The organism is Martelella alba (assembly GCF_005217455.1).
In the GTDB taxonomy this organism is placed as follows: Bacteria; Pseudomonadota; Gammaproteobacteria; order Enterobacterales; family Enterobacteriaceae; genus Acerihabitans.
In genome coordinates, this window is record NZ_SZPQ01000006.1 from 157,801 (window position 1) to 175,963 (window position 18,163).

General features: G+C 56.1%; 13 protein-coding genes and 1 tRNA gene. 6 read left to right on the plus strand and 8 right to left on the minus strand.

All coding sequences use genetic code 11. From position 1 onward, the window contains the following. Positions 1 to 3: 3 nt before the first annotated feature. Both FCN80_RS07420 and FCN80_RS07425 read left to right on the plus strand, forming a co-directional pair. A complete protein-coding gene (locus FCN80_RS07420) occupies positions 4 to 2,376 on the plus strand; it encodes a fimbria/pilus outer membrane usher protein (protein ID WP_136989512.1) in 2,373 nt (790 codons plus the stop codon). Positions 2,377 to 2,386: 10 nt separating this feature from the next. Next, positions 2,387 to 3,376, plus strand: coding sequence for a Csu type fimbrial protein (locus tag FCN80_RS07425; RefSeq protein WP_136989514.1), 990 nt, complete (start codon positions 2,387 to 2,389; stop codon positions 3,374 to 3,376). 129 nt (positions 3,377 to 3,505) lie between these two features. Here the strand turns inward: FCN80_RS07425 and kdpD are convergent, their stop codons facing one another. After that, entirely contained in the window at positions 3,506 to 6,220 is a 2,715-nt protein-coding gene (gene kdpD / locus FCN80_RS07430; protein WP_136989516.1) for a two-component system sensor histidine kinase KdpD, read from the minus strand. A 601-nt stretch (positions 6,221 to 6,821) separates the two neighbouring features. Here kdpD and treF point away from each other — a divergent pair. Both treF and FCN80_RS07440 read left to right on the plus strand, forming a co-directional pair. Then, the gene (gene treF / locus FCN80_RS07435; RefSeq protein WP_170975338.1) at positions 6,822 to 8,483 is read left to right on the plus strand and encodes an alpha,alpha-trehalase TreF; all 1,662 of its coding nucleotides are present in this window, start codon (positions 6,822 to 6,824) and stop codon (positions 8,481 to 8,483) included. A gap of 43 nt (positions 8,484 to 8,526) precedes the next feature. Next, complete coding sequence (locus tag FCN80_RS07440; RefSeq protein WP_136989520.1) at positions 8,527 to 9,297, plus strand: SDR family NAD(P)-dependent oxidoreductase; 771 nt, start codon at positions 8,527 to 8,529, stop codon at positions 9,295 to 9,297. Between the two features lie 738 nt (positions 9,298 to 10,035). Here FCN80_RS07440 and FCN80_RS07445 read toward each other — a convergent pair. From FCN80_RS07445 to FCN80_RS07460, 4 genes are all read right to left on the minus strand, one after another. After that, positions 10,036 to 10,112, minus strand: a tRNA-Pro gene (locus FCN80_RS07445). Positions 10,113 to 10,276: 164 nt separating this feature from the next. After that, positions 10,277 to 11,962, minus strand: a complete 1,686-nt coding sequence (eptB, locus tag FCN80_RS07450) for a kdo(2)-lipid A phosphoethanolamine 7''-transferase (RefSeq protein ID WP_136989522.1) — start codon at positions 11,960 to 11,962, stop codon at positions 10,277 to 10,279. A gap of 287 nt (positions 11,963 to 12,249) precedes the next feature. Continuing rightward, a complete protein-coding gene (locus tag FCN80_RS07455; RefSeq protein ID WP_136989523.1) occupies positions 12,250 to 12,678 on the minus strand; it encodes an organic hydroperoxide resistance protein in 429 nt (142 codons plus the stop codon). Between the two features lie 215 nt (positions 12,679 to 12,893). Next, positions 12,894 to 13,325, minus strand: a complete 432-nt coding sequence (locus tag FCN80_RS07460; RefSeq protein WP_136989525.1) for a MarR family winged helix-turn-helix transcriptional regulator — start codon at positions 13,323 to 13,325, stop codon at positions 12,894 to 12,896. 325 nt (positions 13,326 to 13,650) lie between these two features. On the opposite strand from FCN80_RS07460, the gene FCN80_RS07465 reads away from it, so the two are divergent. Next, a complete protein-coding gene (locus FCN80_RS07465) occupies positions 13,651 to 14,850 on the plus strand; it encodes a multidrug efflux MFS transporter (RefSeq protein WP_136989527.1) in 1,200 nt (399 codons plus the stop codon). Between the two features lie 396 nt (positions 14,851 to 15,246). Here FCN80_RS07465 and FCN80_RS07470 read toward each other — a convergent pair whose 3' ends face one another. Next, complete coding sequence (locus tag FCN80_RS07470) at positions 15,247 to 15,846, minus strand: nitroreductase family protein (RefSeq protein ID WP_136989528.1); 600 nt, start codon at positions 15,844 to 15,846, stop codon at positions 15,247 to 15,249. Positions 15,847 to 16,141: 295 nt separating this feature from the next. Between FCN80_RS07470 and FCN80_RS07475 the strand changes: the two genes are divergently transcribed. Further along, the gene (locus FCN80_RS07475; protein ID WP_136989530.1) at positions 16,142 to 16,543 is read left to right on the plus strand and encodes a VOC family protein; all 402 of its coding nucleotides are present in this window, start codon (positions 16,142 to 16,144) and stop codon (positions 16,541 to 16,543) included. Between the two features lie 62 nt (positions 16,544 to 16,605). On the opposite strand, the gene FCN80_RS07480 is transcribed toward FCN80_RS07475, so the two are convergent. Together FCN80_RS07480 and FCN80_RS07485 are read right to left on the minus strand one after the other, a co-directional pair. Continuing rightward, a complete protein-coding gene (locus FCN80_RS07480; protein ID WP_136989531.1) occupies positions 16,606 to 16,809 on the minus strand; it encodes a hypothetical protein in 204 nt (67 codons plus the stop codon). Between the two features lie 886 nt (positions 16,810 to 17,695). Further along, positions 17,696 to 18,082, minus strand: a complete 387-nt coding sequence (locus tag FCN80_RS07485; protein WP_136989533.1) for a hypothetical protein — start codon at positions 18,080 to 18,082, stop codon at positions 17,696 to 17,698. Between the last annotated feature and the right edge of the window lie 81 nt (positions 18,083 to 18,163).

An 18,163-nucleotide genomic window follows, 5' to 3' on the forward strand; every position in this document is an offset into this window, starting at 1 on the left:
GCCATGGCTGTTCTGTCGCGCCGTCGATGGGTTCTAACCGGCTATTGCGGTTTGCTGCCCTTCGCCAGCCACCCGGCCTCCTTCGACGGGCTGCCGCCGCCGCCCACCCTCGCCGCGGACCAGGCCCGGCGGCAATACCTGCTGGCGCTGGCGATCAATGAGGCGGATAGCGGCTTTATCATTCCGGTCATCTACGACAACGGGCATTATTATGCCGAAACCGCCGATCTCATTCGGGCGGGCCTGCCCGCAGGCCGCTTGAACGGACCACGGACCGATCTGAGCGCTTTGTCGGATGTTTCGCTGAACCATGACGGCCGTCGGCAAAAATTAATGCTGACCGTGCCCACGCACTGGCTACCCGGTCGGGAATTGGCCAGTGGCACGGGCCGGCCCCGGCATCCGGCAAAAACCAGCACTGGCGCGCTGTTGAATTATGATATCTACGGCAGCCGGATCAATGGCGGGGGTCCCCGTTTTTCAGCTTGGAACGAGTGGCGAATTTTCGGCGAAACCGGCCATTTCTCCACCGACGGGGTGGCGCAGTGGCAATCGGCGGGCCGGGGGAATCACGGATATATCCGCTATGACACGTTTTGGGCCAATCAGAACGAAGAGCACGCCCTAAGCTGGAAAGCCGGCGATCTGATCACGGATGCGTTGAGTTGGGGCAGTAGCGTACGCATCGGCGGCGTGCAAATCGCCCGTGATTTTGCGGTGCGGCCGGATATCGTCACTTACCCGCTGCCCGCTTTTTCCGGTCAGGCGGCGGTGCCCTCCATGGTGGATCTGTTTATTGATGGTTACCGGACCGGTGGCGAAATGCTGCGTCCCGGTCCTTACACCTTTACCAATTTGCCATTTGTCAATGGCGCCGGCGAAGCGGTTATCGTCACCACCGATGCGCTGGGGCGTCAGACGACGACGGCCCAGCCTTTTTATGTTTCCAGCCAGTTGCTCAAACCCGGCCTGACAGACTACAGCGTCGCCGCCGGCGCGCTGCGACGCCAGTACGGAATACAAAACGTCGATTACGCCACCCTGGTGGCCAGCGGATCCTACCGACGGGGCATTAACGATATGCTGACGCTGGAAGGTCATGCCGAGGGGGCGCCTTCACAGACGCTGGGCGGCGCAGGCGGGGTATTTAAGCTTCATCGCTGGGGCGCCGCCAACGCCGCGTTGAGCGTAAGCCGCGCTCACGGTGAGCGGGGCGGCCAATATGACTGGGGCTACCAATACAGCGCCCGCCGTTTCAACCTGGGTACGCAACATACGCAACGCAGCGGGGGATTTCGCAATCTGGCCGCGCTGGGCGCAAACGATCACCACCTTCACCGATTGCGCTGGTCGCTAAGCCGCCGCAGCGGTCAATATTATGCCAGTTTCGCCTCTGACCGGTTGGGCAGTTTCGGCCTGGCTTATATCGATGTGCGCAGCGCGCAGGGCGGAGCCGCCCAGTTGACTAATTTTTCCTGGAGCAGGAATCTCCTGGGCGATGCCAGCCTATTCGCCTCGGCAAGCCACGACCGGCTCCGCCGGGAATGGTCCGGCGTCTTGACGCTGGTAATGCCGGTCAGGATGCTGGTCAGCGCCAGCCTGGGCATGGAACGGGATGCGCCCGGCGGAATCCGGCAACGCGCGGCCGTTTCGCGCGCCATGCCCACCGATGGCGGGTTAGGCTGGGACCTGTCCTATGCGCGGCAACCCGGTATCGGCGATTATCGCCAGGGCACCTTGCACTGGCGAAATACCGTGCTGGAAACGGCCGGGGGGTTTTACGCCAGCGGCGATCAGCAAACCCAATGGGGCGATATCGCCGGCGCGCTGGTGTTGATGGACTCTCACCTTCTGGCGGCCAATGCGCTGAACAATACCTTCGCATTGGTCAAAACCAATTATCCAGGCATTGCGGTCAGTTATGAAAACCAGCCGGCCGGCAGCACCAATCCCCACGGTTATCTATTGATACCCGGCGTCAGCGCCTATTATCCGGCCAAGTATGGTATCGACACGCTGACGCTGCCGCCCGACCTGACCACCGATGAGGTTGAGCAGCGGGTAGCGATACGCCGGCGCAGTGGTTATCTGGTGTCCTTCCCCGTCAAATCGTTACGGGCGGCCAATGTCATTTTCCACGACAAGCAAGGTCTGCCGTTACCGGTCGGCACCCGATTATTACGGGACAACCGTCCGGCGGACGCTATCGGCTGGGACGGCATCGCCTGGCTGGAGAACCTGACGGCGGACAATCCCATGCGCGCCATCACGCCGGACGGCCGCCAGTGCGAAACCCGACTGATTTTGCCGGAGGGCGGGCCGAGGCCGCTGACGACTTACGGTCCGCTTTCCTGTCCGCTCCCGGCCGCGCCATAAGGAACCGCCTATGTTCTCTGCATTGCCCGCCATCATTCTTTCCCTGCCGCTGCTTCTCCTGTCGTTTCGCCCGGCGCTGGCCGCCTGCCAGTTGCCGGCCAGCGCCGCCGGTCTCGGTACGGCCACGTCTTTCGCCGTAAACGGCAATGTCATCAACAGCAGCGGCGCCATCAGCGTCAATTGCGGATCGGGCGGCACGTTATCGTTGCTGAACGGCAATTACGTCAAAATACAGTTGGTCGGCGCCACCAACGTCAGCGCCGCCAGGGCGGTACTGAAACATGACAGCGGCGGCGACGCCGTTCCCGTCCGGCTGTGCGCGGACGCCAACTGCGCCGGCGAATTGTTGGTCAACGGCGCGACGCAGACTTACGATTACCGTCAACTGGCTAACTTAATCGGTTTGCTGGGCGGCCTGAATTTTTCCATCCCCGTCTATCTGAGTACCGTGCCCGGTCAGGTTGTCGCCGCCGGCGCTTATACGGTCACCCTGAATATTCTTGTCAGTTATGCGATTTGCACAGGCATCGGCGCTGCGGGGCAATGCCTGCCGGGTAGCCTGCAAAGCGGCTCCACCGTCGTGCCTTTGTCGCTTAGCCTGACGATTACCAACGATTGCACGACCATCGCCGCACCGGACATCCGTTTCGGTTCAGCGCCGTTGATCTCCGTCTTTAGCGCCGTCAGCCAGTCTATTACCGTTATCTGCACCAAAAACAGCGCATACAGCGTAGGATTGAACAACGGCCGGAATGCGCTAAACAATGTCAGAAACATGAGCAATGGCAGCGCGCTCATCAGTTATGACATTTTCAAAAGCAATGGCGTCGACCGATGGGGGGACAGCGGCGACGGACGCTGGCAGAGCGGCGGCGCCACCAGCGTCAATAGCGATGGCACTCAGCGCACGTTTCGTTACGAAGCGCGCATTTTACCCAATCAAGTCACGCCGCCGCCCGGCGACTACACCGATAGCCTGGTGGTGGACCTGTCATTCTAGGCGACATCTGTTTGTCCGCGGGCCGATCATTGTCATTGGCCGCCATACCCGGCATCTGTAGGTTTTAACGTCCATCAGCGAACAGGAGACAAGTGTTTTTACCGACTGGAGACAACGACCCGCGGCTGACTAAACGGCAGGAGGGGAGAGTCTGTCGGCCGCCTTAGGCTCCGCCGGACTGTCTTCCGGCAGCGCCGGCGGTTGCTCCATTGGCAGCCGGATAACAAAATTGGCGCCGCCCCCAGGCCGATTACCCGCGCGGATAGATCCGTTATGCATTTCCACGATGGCTTTGCACACCGCCAGCCCGAGTCCCACCCCCGGAACGGCCGACTCTTTATGTCCGCGGGCGAATTTCTCGAAGATAAGCTGTTCCTGCCCCTCGGCGATGCCAGGGCCGCTATCCCAGACGGTAATTTCCAGCATATCCTTTTGCGGCCGGGCGCGAATACCGATCTTCGCCTTGTCGCCGGCATATTTCAGCGCATTTTCCAGCAAGTTGGTGAATACCCGCTCTAGCAAGGGGCCGTCGACATTGATCAACAAAAGTTGCTCCGGCATATCCAGCTCGACCTGACGGCCGTCGAGCAACGGCTCAATTGTCTTCAGCGCGCAGCCTATCACCTCGTCGAGCGCTATCCATTCGGCCCGCAGATTGATACCGCCCGATTGAATACGGGCCATATCCAGCAGATTGTTTACCAGCCGGATAGTGCTTAGGGTCTGCTGGCGAATCTGACTGGCCTGGGGCGCATAGCGCGATCCTTCCGCCGCCAGATCCAGCGTGAGAATTTCCGCCTGTCCGAACAATACCGTCAAAGGCGTGCGCAAATCATGGGACAAGGCGGCCAGCAGGGAATTACGCAGTTCTTCCCGCTCCGCCGCCAGACGCGAGCGTTCCTCCCGGCGGGTTAGCTCCATACGTTCCAGCGCGCCGGTCAACAGGAGGATAAAGGTCGCCAGCATGCGTTGTTGCTCTGGGATCATCAATTGCCGCAAGTTGGACGGCTCAATCACCAGCAGGCCTAAAACGGCGCCAGTGATTTTCAGCGGCAAAATTTGCCATGGCATACCCGGCAGAGTATCGGTGCCGGCTCCGGCCGGCAGCCCCTGATCGAAACTCCAGCGGGCGATGGCCTGATCGGGCGCGGACGTCAGGCTGGTTTCGCCGGCGGCGGCAAGCTCGCCATTTTCACGGGGCAAGAGCAAAGCGCTGCGCGCCTGCAAGGTCACTTCGATAATCCGCTGGCAGGAAGCGGCGATATCCCGCATGTTACGGGCGCTACTCAAGGCGCTGGACAATTCGTAGAGATGGCTGGCCCGTTGCTCCCGATAACGCGCCACTCTCGCCTGATAACGAACGCCGGCGGTCAGGTTGCCGATAATGATACCTACCGCCAGCATCACGCCAAAGGTCACCAGGTATTGCACATCCGCTACCGCCACGGTGCCGGTGGGCGACACGAAGACCACATCGAATACCACGATGTTGAGCACCGTGGCCACCACCGAGGGCCAGCGGCCATAACGCAAGGCCACCATCACCACCCCGAGGAGGTAGATCATGACCATATTGACGGCATTGACGCCCGACAACAGGCCCTTCCCGCCCAGCGTAATCAGACCGCACAGCGCCACGGCGGCCAGGCAACCCCGCACCTGGACGCGCCACTTATCCAAAAAGGGACGGCCGTCCGGCAGCGGCCCGGACGGCACATCGCTGCGCTCGTCCAGCGCGACGACCACCAGATCCAGATCGGTGCCGCGCCGCCCCAGCCGTCTGGCGAAATCATCCCGCCGCCAGCGATGCGCCGGAGTGCGGCCAATCACGATCTTGCCGAGATTATGATCGCGGGCGTAGCGCAGTACCGCTTCGACTTCGTCGGGATCGGACAACGTGGCCGTTTCCGCCCCCAAATCCTGGGCCAGTTGCAACGTGCGCAGAATATCGCGACGGCGTGGCTCGGCCAGGCGATGGAGCACGGGCGTCTCCACATATACCGCGTGCCAGACGCTACCCAGCTTGGCCGCCAGCCGGGCGGCGGTCCGCACCAGCTTTTCGCTGCCGGTGTTGGCGCCGATGCACAGCAAAATGGCATCCCGGGTGTGCCAGACCTTTTCCCGCCCCTGGGCATCGCGCCAGGCGCGCATTTGCACATCCACCCGATCGGCGGTTCGGCGTAACGCCAGTTCCCGTAAGGCGAACAGATTGCCTTTGCGAAAGAAATTTTCAATGGCCCGCTCGGCGCGCTCGCCGACATACACTTTGCCCTCTTTCAATCGCTGGCGAAGATCATCGGGGGGCAAATCCACCAGCACCACCTCATCGGCGGCATCGAAGAAAGGGTCGGGCACGGTTTCACGGACGCGAATACCGGTGACGCCGCTGACGATATCGTTCAAGCTTTCCAGGTGCTGAACATTTACCGTGGTCATCACGTCGATACCGGCATTGAGCAATTCGTCAATATCCTGCCAGCGCTTGGGATGGCGCGATCCTCGCGCGTTGGTGTGCGCCAGCTCATCCATAAGAATGACCGCCGGATGGCGGGCCAGCGCGGCGTCCAGATCGAATTCCTGATGACGATACCGGCCGGTGGCGCGGCGCGGCAGCACGTCCAATCCCCGCAATTGGGCCGCGGTATCCGTTCGGCCATGGGTTTCCACCACGCCCACCAAAACATCCAGCCCTTGGGCGCGCAAACGCCTGGCCTCCTGCAACATCGCCCAGGTTTTACCCACTCCGGCGCAAGCGCCGAAGTAGATTTTCAATTTCCCGCGGCGATGATCGCCGGCTTGCAACAACAACGCGTCGGGATCGGGACGCGGTTGCTCTTCGCTCATCATGTCTCCTTGGGGGGCCGGCCAATCGCTCATCCCGTATAACTGAGTCTAGGCGCCGCGCCGCAAATGCAGTGTAAAATTATTGATGCCGGATATACAAAAAATATAAAGAGACGCGCTTGGCGTCACCCGCCGTATCCTCCGCCCCACGGCAACGGTTTGCGTCATGCCGCCGCCCCGCGATCGCCGTGACGCTATATGGACGGCGTATGACCCACTTATCGGCGTTATCGCCTGGTCCGCCGCCGAAAATACCTGCCCGCCTTCGCGATATTTTCATCTGTTCTGGCCATCCTGTAAAATAATGCCAGGCGGTTATCTCTATCTCTCAAAAATACCTTTTTTTTGATTTCGGCAAAACCTTGATACCGGATGAATAATAACAACACAAATTGAAAATCAAATTTTCGCTGGGATAATCTTATTTATATTTTAAATTCTTGAGATAATCACAGGCAGGCAAATCTGGAAACCTTCACTATACTTTAAATACTTTGAGTTCCATCGCGGCGGCAAGTTTGATTGCGCGCGGTGACGGAAATAGCCCTTTCTTACATCACCAGATAAAAGGGGAAATCTTATCGACAAATCAACCTTACCCGTGAGCGCGCCGGGCGGCGCCGGGCTGAAACGACGCAAGCACTGTGAACCGAAACCGGTGTCCATTGGCGGCTTACCGATCTCAGATGAACTTAGCCCGGCGGATCGCTACGCCGAATTGTTCGACGCGGTACAAATGTCGCGGGTGTTCCCCGACAGCAAAACCTTTGTCGACTGCGCGCCTAAGATCGCGCCGGCGGACATTCTGGCCCGCTACCGGAAACAATCCCAACAACCCGGTTTTAACCTGGGCGATTTCGTCAAGGCGCATTTTACGCCGCCGTCTGTCCATGCCAGCCATTATGTGGCGGATCCCAATCAAAATATCATCGAACATATTGACGGCCTGTGGCAAGTGCTTATCCGCCAGCCCGACGAGCATCCCGAACAGTCGTCGTTATTGCCCTTGCCGGAGCCCTATGTGGTGCCCGGCGGCCGGTTCGGCGAAATTTATTATTGGGATTCCTATTTTACCATGTTGGGGCTGTCCGCCAGCGGACGAAACGATCTGCTACGCCATATGGCGAATAATTTTGCCTATCTTATCGATCATTACGGCCATATTCCCAACGGCAATCGGACCTATTACCTGAGCCGTTCGCAACCGCCGGTTTTTGCTTTGATGGTGGAATTGTTTGAAACGGAAGACATCAGCGCGGCGGAACATTACCTACCGCAACTGCGTAAAGAATATCGCTACTGGATGGACGAAGCCGATTCCCTCAAACCGGGGGAAGCCGAGCGCCACGTGGTTAAACTGCCGGGCGGCGAAATCCTGAACCGCTATTGGGATGATCGCGATACGCCCAGGGACGAATCCTATCGGGAAGATGTCGAAACCGCCCGCAGCGCATCCCGCCCGGCCATGGAAATCTACCGCGATCTTCGTGCCGGCGCCGCCTCGGGCTGGGACTACTCTTCCCGATGGTTCGGCGATCCGATGGATATCAGCACTATCCGCACCACGGCGATTTTGCCGGTGGATCTCAATAGTTTTCTTTACAAACTGGAAGCCACCATCGCCGATTTATCGGCCAGAACCGGTGATCATGCCGCGGCCAAAGCGTTCGGCGAACACGCCGCGGCCCGGCGCTCGGCCATGGATGCATGGCTATGGGACCCGGACAATGGCGTATTCACCGATTATGACTGGCGGTTATCCCGCCGTTGCGCCCTATCCTCCGCTTGCGCCGCACCGCTTTTTGTCGGCATGGCGCGGCCGGATCAGGCGGCCGCCGTGGCTAAAGCGATTACCGACAGGCTGCTGTATCCCGGCGGGATCATGACCACGCTGGCGGATAACGGCCAGCAATGGGATAAACCCAATGGCTGGGCGCCGTTGCAATGGATGGCGGTCCAAGGGTTAATCCGTTACGGCGAAAACACCCTGGCGGAAACCATCGCCGACCGCTGGCTAAATACCGTGGGCGAGCACTACCGGCAGTCGAGCAAACTGGTGGAAAAATACGATATCTCCGGGCGACAGGGAGCCAAGGGCGGCGGCGGCGGGGAATATCCCCTGCAAGATGGGTTCGGTTGGACCAACGGCGTGGTGCGAAAGCTATTGACCCAATTTTGCGATCATGCCACACAGCGGGCCTGCGCCAATCCTGGCGATGGCGTCCCGCCGCCAGCCGCCGGCAACGAGCGGCCCAACGTATAACACGTCGACAACTATACAAACTAGACAATAAAGGAGAGCTCTTATGCAAAATTTGCAAGGACAAGTCGCGCTGGTCACCGGCAGCGCGCAAGGCATCGGCAAAGCCATCGCGCTACGCCTGGCGCAGGAAGGCGCGGATATCGTCATCGTGGATCGCAACGATGACAGCCGGGCCGAAGAGGTGCTGGGGGAAATCAAGGCCCTCGGTCGTCGGGTCGTGGTTGATGCCGGTGATATCGGCCGGGTGGACGACATTCAGCGCATCATCCGTGACAGCGCTGCCCAACTGGGTCGGCTGGACATTCTGGTTAACAACGCCGGGATCGAACACAATGCCTCGTTCATCGACATTGCCGAAGCGGATTACGATGCGGTGCTGGATGTCAATCTCAAGGGAACTTTTTTCATGACCCAGGCCTTTGTGCGGCATTTGCGCTCCGCCAATCGCCCCGGCCGCATCATCAATGTCAGCTCAGTGCATGAGGAACTGCCTTTCCCGCATTTCACCACTTATTGCGCCTCCAAGGGCGGGCTGAAAATGCTGATGCGCAACTTGGCCATCGAGCTGGCGCCTTTCGGCATCACAGTCAACAATATCGCGCCCGGCGCCATTGAAACGCCGATCAACACCCGGCTGATGCACAGTCCCGAACTGCTCAAAGCGCTCATCGGCAATATCCCGCTGGGACGACTGGGCAAACCGGAAGACGTGGCCGGCATGGCGGCCTATCTGGCCGGACCGGATGCGGCCTACGTCACGGGCGCCACCATGGTGGTGGATGGCGGATTGTTGTGGAACTACTCAGAGCAATAACCCCCCTCACCACGATATCCCGATAAGAGACAAGAAGTCTCTGGTATATTCCCCCGCAGGGTATCAAGGGGGTAACCGGAATAAGGGCATTCCGCCGGCAAAAAGGCCGCCTGAGGGCAAGCGGATAAACCGCCTTATCCCGGGCGCGGGTGTATGGGAATGATAAACCGCTATTCTTCGTCCGAGGGTTTCAAAAAAAAGACAGTTTATTGTGAGACCATGAAAATGTTTTTTGGTCGTCGCGTCACCCTATACTACGTTAAATATCAACGGGAAAATTTTAGAACGTTTACTTATTGATACCGGCGCGGGAGGAGGCCTACACTTAAAAGATAGTGCGCTGCTGATTTACCAGGCCACTTTGCAAAATAGGTAGCAACATCTCAATTCGCCGACGCTTACGGTACGGTGCGAAAGACCAATCTCTACAACGCACCCGCTCTCATTATCAATGGCGTAAGGATAGAGAATGTCCCTCTTACCACTTTCATGATGTGGGGAACAATGACGGCACCCCGCCGTAAACGCGCCGCTATTTCGCAATCGGGCCATAGGCGCCGGGCACCAGGACGGGCTAAATCAGCATTTGCTTACGCGGGGGGAGTCTCTTGGGTAACTTTGCCGTCAAGGCGATAAGTGATATCGGGGAAAACAAAAAAACAGCAAGTCTGAATAACATGCTGTTTTTATTGCACTTGACAACCCCGTCAGAAGATATGGACGGAGCGTCGGGGAATTTGGTCGGTGAGAGAGGATTTGAACCTCCGACCCACACGTCCCGAACGTGTTGCGCTACCAGGCTGCGCTACTCACCGAGTGCGGCGCATATTACTGCGGCCGCCACTATGCGTCAATCCCTTTTTTTATTAATGAATACCGATTGTTTACAAAGCATGCATCCCCGCTTTTCGGCGCCAGACAAGGACATGGCGCCATCACCCGGCCTCAAGACCTAAAACCGTCGGGCCAGGCATGAGGGCTATAGCGTTGATTCCGGCGCGGGCCCGGCGCACCAGTTGTTGGCCGCCTTGATGCCGCCGTTGGGCGAGGTATACCCCAGACAGCCGAGCAGAGAATCGAAAATCTCCTCATGGCGGTGTGTTACTCCGGCCCGTTGCTGCGCCCGCAGGCTATCGAAGGCCGCGCGACGCCCGGCATCGGCCAGGAATTTGTCGGACGCCCAGACCAGCAGCGGTACGCGGAACTGTTCCGACGGCGCCATATTGCGCGGCGTACCGTGCAGATGATGATTCTCGTCAATGGATTCGCCATGATCCGCGGCGTAAAACACCAAGGCCTTCCTGTCTCGGACTTCATCAAACACCTTGTCAATAAAACTGTCCACATAAAGCACGCTGTTGTCATAGGCATTGATCAGTTGCGCCTTGCTGCAAGCCTGATCGACGCTGGTGCACTCCGGCTGATAACGGGCATAGCCGCGCGGATAACGCTGTGAATAGAGATAATGGGAACCTTTGGTATGGAGGATGATCAGATGCTTGCCGCGGGGATGCCTATCGAGAGACGCGCGCATCTCGCCAATCAGCAGCATGTCGTCGACGGTTTTGCCTTCGTTGCGCTTTTCCGCGCCGATCATCTCGCGAAACGTAAACTGATCGGCGTCGGTATTGTTATAAAACCAGACTTCACTTTGCATAGCGAACAGCTCGGAACTGAACCCCAGCGCATGCATCACCGAAAAAACGTTTTTCTCCTTGAGCGTGCGTTGCGGGTTATCCGCCGTTCCCCCTTCACGCACAAACATGCACCGCAAGGACAGTTTGGTGGCCGTATCGCAGGAATGGCCACGGAAGGCCACCAGATTCCGCTCGGCGGACAGTTTCGGCGTGGTATCCCTTCCATACCCCAACAATCCCATATGATCCCAGCGGGTGGTTTCGCCGATGATAAACACGACATGGGTGTCATCGATACCGGCCGGCGGAAGATAAGTAAAGTGCCGTCCAGGATCGTAAAGCGAAGCGTTATCCTGCCGCTCATCCCACTGGGCATAGGCGAACAGGCCGAGCGCGGCCAACCAGTTCACCGGTAAATAGGAATGGGCGATAATGCCCCCGTAACTGGGCAAATCGATATTGGTCAGCTTTTCCTTAAGATTCTGCGCTTTTTCCTGATAACGCACCGGCAGCCAAATTAACGCGATAACCATCAGTAAGCCCGCCAACGGCCCAAACCGCTGGCCGGGCGTTTTCAACTGGTGTAACAGCATCCCCTGGTCCGGGCCTTTCCAGATGTAAATTAACGGTAAGATACTGACCGCCGCCATCCACAAATAAAAATGAAGCCCGATGACTTCCTTGGATAAGTCGGTATCCGTGGTCATCACCGAGGCGATAATGCCATAGCCTATCACCACGTTGAAATGGGTCATGTAATAGCTGGCGGCGGCGGAAACCAGCAGCAACAGGGTGGCGGCGCTCCGGTAGAAATAATGCCCCCCAAGCGATATCAGCCTCATCAGGAGAAAGGTGCTGAGAATGGCGGCGGACACTTCTGTCGCTGCAATGGCCAGATTGGCCGGCGATGCGGTTGGGTGTAGCCGGTCGAAACGCCGAACGAATACCGACAGATTGAGAAAAAGTCCGATATATACCGCAAGAAAAATTGAAAGCCGATGTTGCAAAAGTGGTTTGACTAACGTCATCGTTGGAAAAGTCCCGGCGAATCCAAAAAACACACTGATTTATTGTTATTACTGAAATTTTTAGCAACAGATAAGACCGTTACGAGAAATCAGCGCTAACGACGGAGTAAAAAAGAAGAGGAATTATGCGTTTTAAGACAAGGAAAGCGTTAAGAAGTTTTACCAAAGATTGCGCCAAGCCGCAAAATTCACGTCATACCGTCACGCCCGGCATGGTAGCGCCGGGCGTTATGGACAAACCGGCCGGTCATACGCCGAAGCGTTCGCCGACCGGATAGGCAGACGGTTTAGCTGATAATATTGAGTTTGACATCAATATTGTTGCGGGTGGCATTGGAGTAAGGGCAGACAACATGCGCCTTTTTGACCAAATCTTCCGCCACCGCGCGATCCACGCCAGGGAGATGGATATCCAGTTGGGCTTCGATGGCAAAACCGGTGGGGACGGGACCGATGCCCACTGTGCCTTCGATAAAGGCCTCGGCCGGCAGTTTGACCTTTTCCTGTGAAGCCACATGCTTTAGCGCGCCGAGAAAGCAGGCGGAATAGCCGGCGGCGAACAATTGCTCCGGATTGGTAAACGCCCCGCCCAGTCCGCCCATTTCTTTGGGAACACCCAATTTAACATCCAGCACGCCATCGGATGAAGTGGCTCGTCCGTCACGTCCGCCGGTCGCTTTGGCTTTGGCTCGATACAGCACTTTTTCAATGGACATTGTGTTTTCCTCTTACGTTATGGTGGGTGTCTCGGTTTCCCGGAGCCTTTTAACACGCTGATTTACCGAGTTAAACGACTTCAAATCTTTTGGCGCGCCGCCCTGGGAACCCGAAAATATTCACTAGCTATTAAATCGCTTGCAATATAAATGCCGGGACACTTATTATTATAGCGCATACCGGCAAGATGGCTGTGGCTAGTGCCCGCCCGGCATTACCATTGGGACAATTGCGCCCGTAATTGCTCAAGCTGACGTTTCAAATCCGCCAGTTTTTCCGCGCCGCACGCCGTAGCGCACAACACATCGTCCGGTACCGAGCGCGCCATTTCCTGCAAGTCCCGCCCCTGCTCGGTCAACCGGATGATCACCTGCCGTTCATCTTCGGCCGAGCGCGATCGTAACAAAAGACCGGCGGCTTCAAGCCGCTTGAGCAATGGCGTTAATGTCGCGGAATCAAGGAACAACCTCTCGCCGATTTCCGATACCATCATGTCATCCCGTTCCCATAGCACCAGCATAACCAGATATTGCGGATAGGTCAGGTTCAATTTGGCCAGCAATTTTCGATAAACCTTGTTCAGCGCCAGATTGACTGAGTAAAGTGCGAAGCAGAATTGCTGATCCAGCGCCATCGAAAATGCCATGGGGATGTCACTATCCTATCAAAGAAACCAGAGGGTAATTTTACATAGCACACTATAGAATAGCAAATTATTTTTTATTCTTTCGTCACCCGCTGTCATATGTTCAACCGCAAAATTAGCACAGGCCGGTCAAATACCCCCGCGGCCCGTTAATCGGCGGCATTTGTTTATTTGCCGCCGCGATGCGGCTTGTATGCGCCAGACTATAGCAATAATCGCTTTTTTTGCTAAATATTATAAGAGAACGACATAAAGGCTTGCCCCCACAAACTGTTATTATTAGTGATCAAGCTATTCATCTCCTGTTCAATGCGTGTGTCTAAACATGGAAGCCTGGAAGGTCAATATTTTTTCCGTATGGTTGGGCTGCTTTTTCACTGGCCTGGCCATGAGTCAGATTCTCCCATTCTTACCGCTGTATGTGGAGCAATTGGGAGTGCATTCCCATGAAGCGCTTAGCATATGGTCGGGGCTGGTTTTTAGCGCGACCTTTCTCGTGTCGTCTATCGTCGCGCCGCTATGGGGCAGTCTGGCGGACCGTAAGGGCCGCAAACTCATGCTATTGCGGGCGTCGCTGGGCATGGCGGTCGTTATCGCATTGCAAGGGTTTGCCGCCAACGTGTATCAGTTGTTCCTGCTGCGCGCCCTGATGGGCCTGACATCCGGCTATATCCCCAATGCCATGGCGCTGGTGGCCTCGCAGGTACCCCGTGAAAAAAGCGGCTGGGCCTTGGGTACGCTATCTACCGGTCAGGTCGCCGGCGTTATCGTCGGTCCGTTGCTCGGCGGCTTCATGGCCGATCATTTGGGTCTACGGACGGTGTTCCTGGTGACCGCCGCGCTGATGTTCGTAAGCTTCCTCGTTACGCTGTTTTTGATCAAAGAGCGATTTGTCAGCGTTAAGAAAGCTGAACAATTAAAAGGGCGGGCGGTATTTGAGACGTTACCTTATCCCGCCCTGATTTTCAGTCTGTTCATCACAACCATGATGATTCAGTTAACCAACAGTTCCATCAGCCCGATATTGACACTGTTTATCAAGGATCTGGCCGGCGATAGCGGCAATTTGGCCTTTATCAGCGGCGCCATCGCGGCGGTACCGGGAATCTCGGCGCTGGTGGCGGCCCCGCGCCTGGGGCAACTTGGCGACCGGATAGGAACCGGACGTATTCTGATGGCCGCGATGCTTTGCTGCATCGCGTTGTTTTGTATTATGTCATTGGTGCGAACACCCTTTCAGCTGGGCTTATTACGTTTTTTGCTGGGCTTTACCGACGCCGCGCTGATGCCGGCCGTCCAGACGCTACTGGTGAAATACTCCAGCGACCGGGTCACCGGCAGGATCTTCGGTTATAACCAATCTTTTATGTACATGGGCAACGTGGTAGGCCCGTTGATAGGTTCCAGCGTATCCGCGGTGCTGGGATTTCGCTGGGTGTTTATCTTCACCGCGCTGATGGTAACCATCAATGCGCTGCAACTTTGGTCGGGTCTGCGGAAAACGCGCTTGCCGGGGCGCGGTTAAGGCTCCCGCCCACGAAAAAATCACAGCCGGCATTCTCCCAGGCTGGCGGGGTAGAGGATAATGAGAACAAGGGAACTGGCGTGTGGCGGCTAAATCCAGGGATAACGGCCACCCATCTGAACCATCATGATGCCGGCGCATATCGCCACGAAAAACAGGAAAACTATCAGAATCCTGGTCATTGCTCGTCTCCTCTTCAATACTCCGCCGCTACCCGCGCACCGCAAAATCGATGCGCCCGAACCTGCCGATCATTTTTCAAGCGGCCTCATAACTATAGTTAGCCCTCGCTCATTTGAGAGAAACAAGATGTTCATTCAGGTTTGCGGGGCCCAAGCCTGGTACGGACCGGTTCAACGAACCGGTCTCGGCGATGCCGTATGGCGCTTTTCGCCGTTATTTAAAAATACGAAAACGCTCTTGGTCGGAAATAAATGACTTTTCACCCGCCTGCTGCTCAATGGAACCGAACGGCATCTGAGCCCGCAATTTCCAGCTGTCGGGTAATTGCCAGGTACGTTTGACTTCATTGTCTATCAGGGGATTGTAGTGCTGTACGGTGGCGCCGATATGTTCCTGCGCCAGCGTCGACCATACGGCGAACTGCGCAATCCCCGTGGAATGCTCCGACCAAATGGGGAAATTGTCGGCATAAGAGGCAAACTGTTTTTGCAACGTGTCAATGACTTGCATGTCTTCGAAGAACAGCGCCGTGCCCACCCCGGCCGCAAAGGCCGACAGTTTCTTTTCGGTAGTGGGGAATGCCTCGGCGGAGACGATTTTGCGCAACGTTTCTTTGATAATGTTCCACAGTTTTTCATGCTGGCTGCCGAACAACACGACTACGCGCGAGCTTTGGGAATTGAAAGAGGAGGGACTGTGTTTCACCGCCTGCTTGATAAGCCCGGTAATCTCATCCTCCGACAACGGCACTTTTTTTCCAATGGCATAAATCGAGCGACGAGTGACCATCGCATCCAAAAACGCGTTGCTCATGCGATAACTCCTGTTAGATAAAAAAGGCTTAAACAACAATGTAACCCTTACTTAACGATCCGCCAGATAGCTTATGCCCGTCCGGTATCGTCTGCAAATCCTTCCTTATACATCAAAAGCCGCGATACGCCATTGATCCAGAGAAGGTAAGCAGGGAAAAATCGTGACGCCGCGCCGCGCCCCTGGCGGCCAGGGTTAACGCCTATCCCGGCAAAAACGCCTGTGGCGTCATAGGCTACACTTAACCTTGTGGTGAGGGGGACAACGCCAGACTCTTGATGGAAGGAGCATAGTCATGTCTCGTGTACAAGCAGTCGATCATCTGGTCGTCAGCGTTAGCGATTTCAACGCATCCAAGAAATTCTATAGCGGATTATTCAAATTTTTAGGCTTTGAGGTCATGGACGAAATGCCCGGCGCCATGGGCTGGAGTAACGGCAACACACGTTACTGGATTTACCAGGCCGACGATCAAGGCAAAACTCACCCTTATCGGAAAGGCGATGTCGGCTTCCATCATTATGCCTGGTCGCTCAACAGCCGCCGCGATGTGGACGCGTTACAGGCTTGGTTGGAACAACAGGGCGTGAAAATCGTGGACCCCGCCGGAGAATATTACGCGGACTACTATGCGGTGTTTTTTCTTGATCCCGACGGGATGAAACTTGAAGGCATGCACTACGGGAAAACATCTTAGCCGGATTCCGCGAATACCATGGCGTAACGCCTGACCTGTCACCATGGCGGACACGATCACTATCAAAGGTGTAAAATACCCGCCATACCGTCCACTTTCGTCGTCAATGCCGGTGAAACGGCCGTGGATGTGGGTTGGCGGGTAACCACCGCCATTGGCACGTCCGGCCGGCTGAACGGTTTTTCAGACAACAAATGGTTAATCGTGACCACTGTGGGGTAAGGCGCAATGTCGTCGAGGGGACTCGCGAACGGATTGGACGACATTATCCGAATACAGATACAGGGAACCCTTTGTCCGGGCGGAGGGAGTTGCGGGCCGGGGTTTGCCCTGGCGTGAGCCGACTGGTCGACCTTTATTTTGTGAAAGGCGGCCTGGGCCGGCGAGTATTCGCCAGATTCGTAACCGGCCTTCTGGCAACAGTGTAACGACAATCCAAAACATGTTTTCATTCCAAGCATATGGCTTTCTCCTGATCGAAAGCTGACGACGCTTCCCCCTCGTCTGGGACAGGGGTTCGATCGATCGCCGTCCCGCTATAACGCGAATTATTCAGTTTATACTCGTCATACTTCAAACCGCCTCTTCGTTGGCGGCGTTCGCTCAGCCCAGTCACAAAGTCAGCCATGCTCCCGGTTACGATAAGAGACATCCAATCTTTCACCGGAGGCCCGCCGTTGGCGATTCAAATTCGTTCCTGACGATTTTGCCGCCGCGATGCCACTTGACGTATTTGGGGTATGGGCGTCCGAGAATTTTCACACTTTTCACCCTGACGCACTGTGAATACATTTAGGCATAAACGATAAATAGAAATAAATACTGTTTCAGTATTATTTCTATTTCCCGGCAGGTAATAAAACCTCACGGAATAACTTCATTTTATATAATCGACTCGCTATTCAAAACTAGCGCCGGCAAGGAGCGATATCAGTCGATTTATTGCGCAAAAACCCCTTTACCGGCCGCGCGAGACATCCATCAAGGCTTTTACGTCCGTCGACACAACCTCGTGCAAGGGGTTGAAATGACAAAGAGCAGCATAAACGAAAACAATGGGGTATTCCAATACTACTTCGAAATGGAGAGTAAAATCCATATCCACTGTTGCCGGTTTAGCCCAGACAAGGTCTATTTATTTATCGTGACTGATTACCTCGGCAACAGGGTGATTTTACCCGACCCCATGTCCGGCGAAAACGTAAACGACGTGAAGCCATCGCGGTTGGCGCTATGGGTTTTATTAAAACGCACGCGGCGCGGGCGCGGCATCCTTCGGTTTTCATGGCTGTTCTCCTGGGGTGCCGGCGGGCAATGCTGCGCCGCGCCGGCGGTTTTCCTGACCGCCGGTCCCTGCCTGTCATCCTGTGCAACCTGCTGACTGGAAGGCGTGATATTGATGTTGACCACTTTATTTACAGTGGCGGGTTTAGGCGTTTGCATATTGTCCTCGCGAGTGCTCCTGGCAACATCTTTCGCATCCGAACAACAAGGTAGAAAACGGGTCAATCCATGCAGTACCGAGGTAAAACTTAACATAACAGTTCCTTGTAAAAAATAACCGGCGTAAGGCGTTTTTTTAGCAAAACGTCATTTAACGGAAATTGAAACGCTAAACCA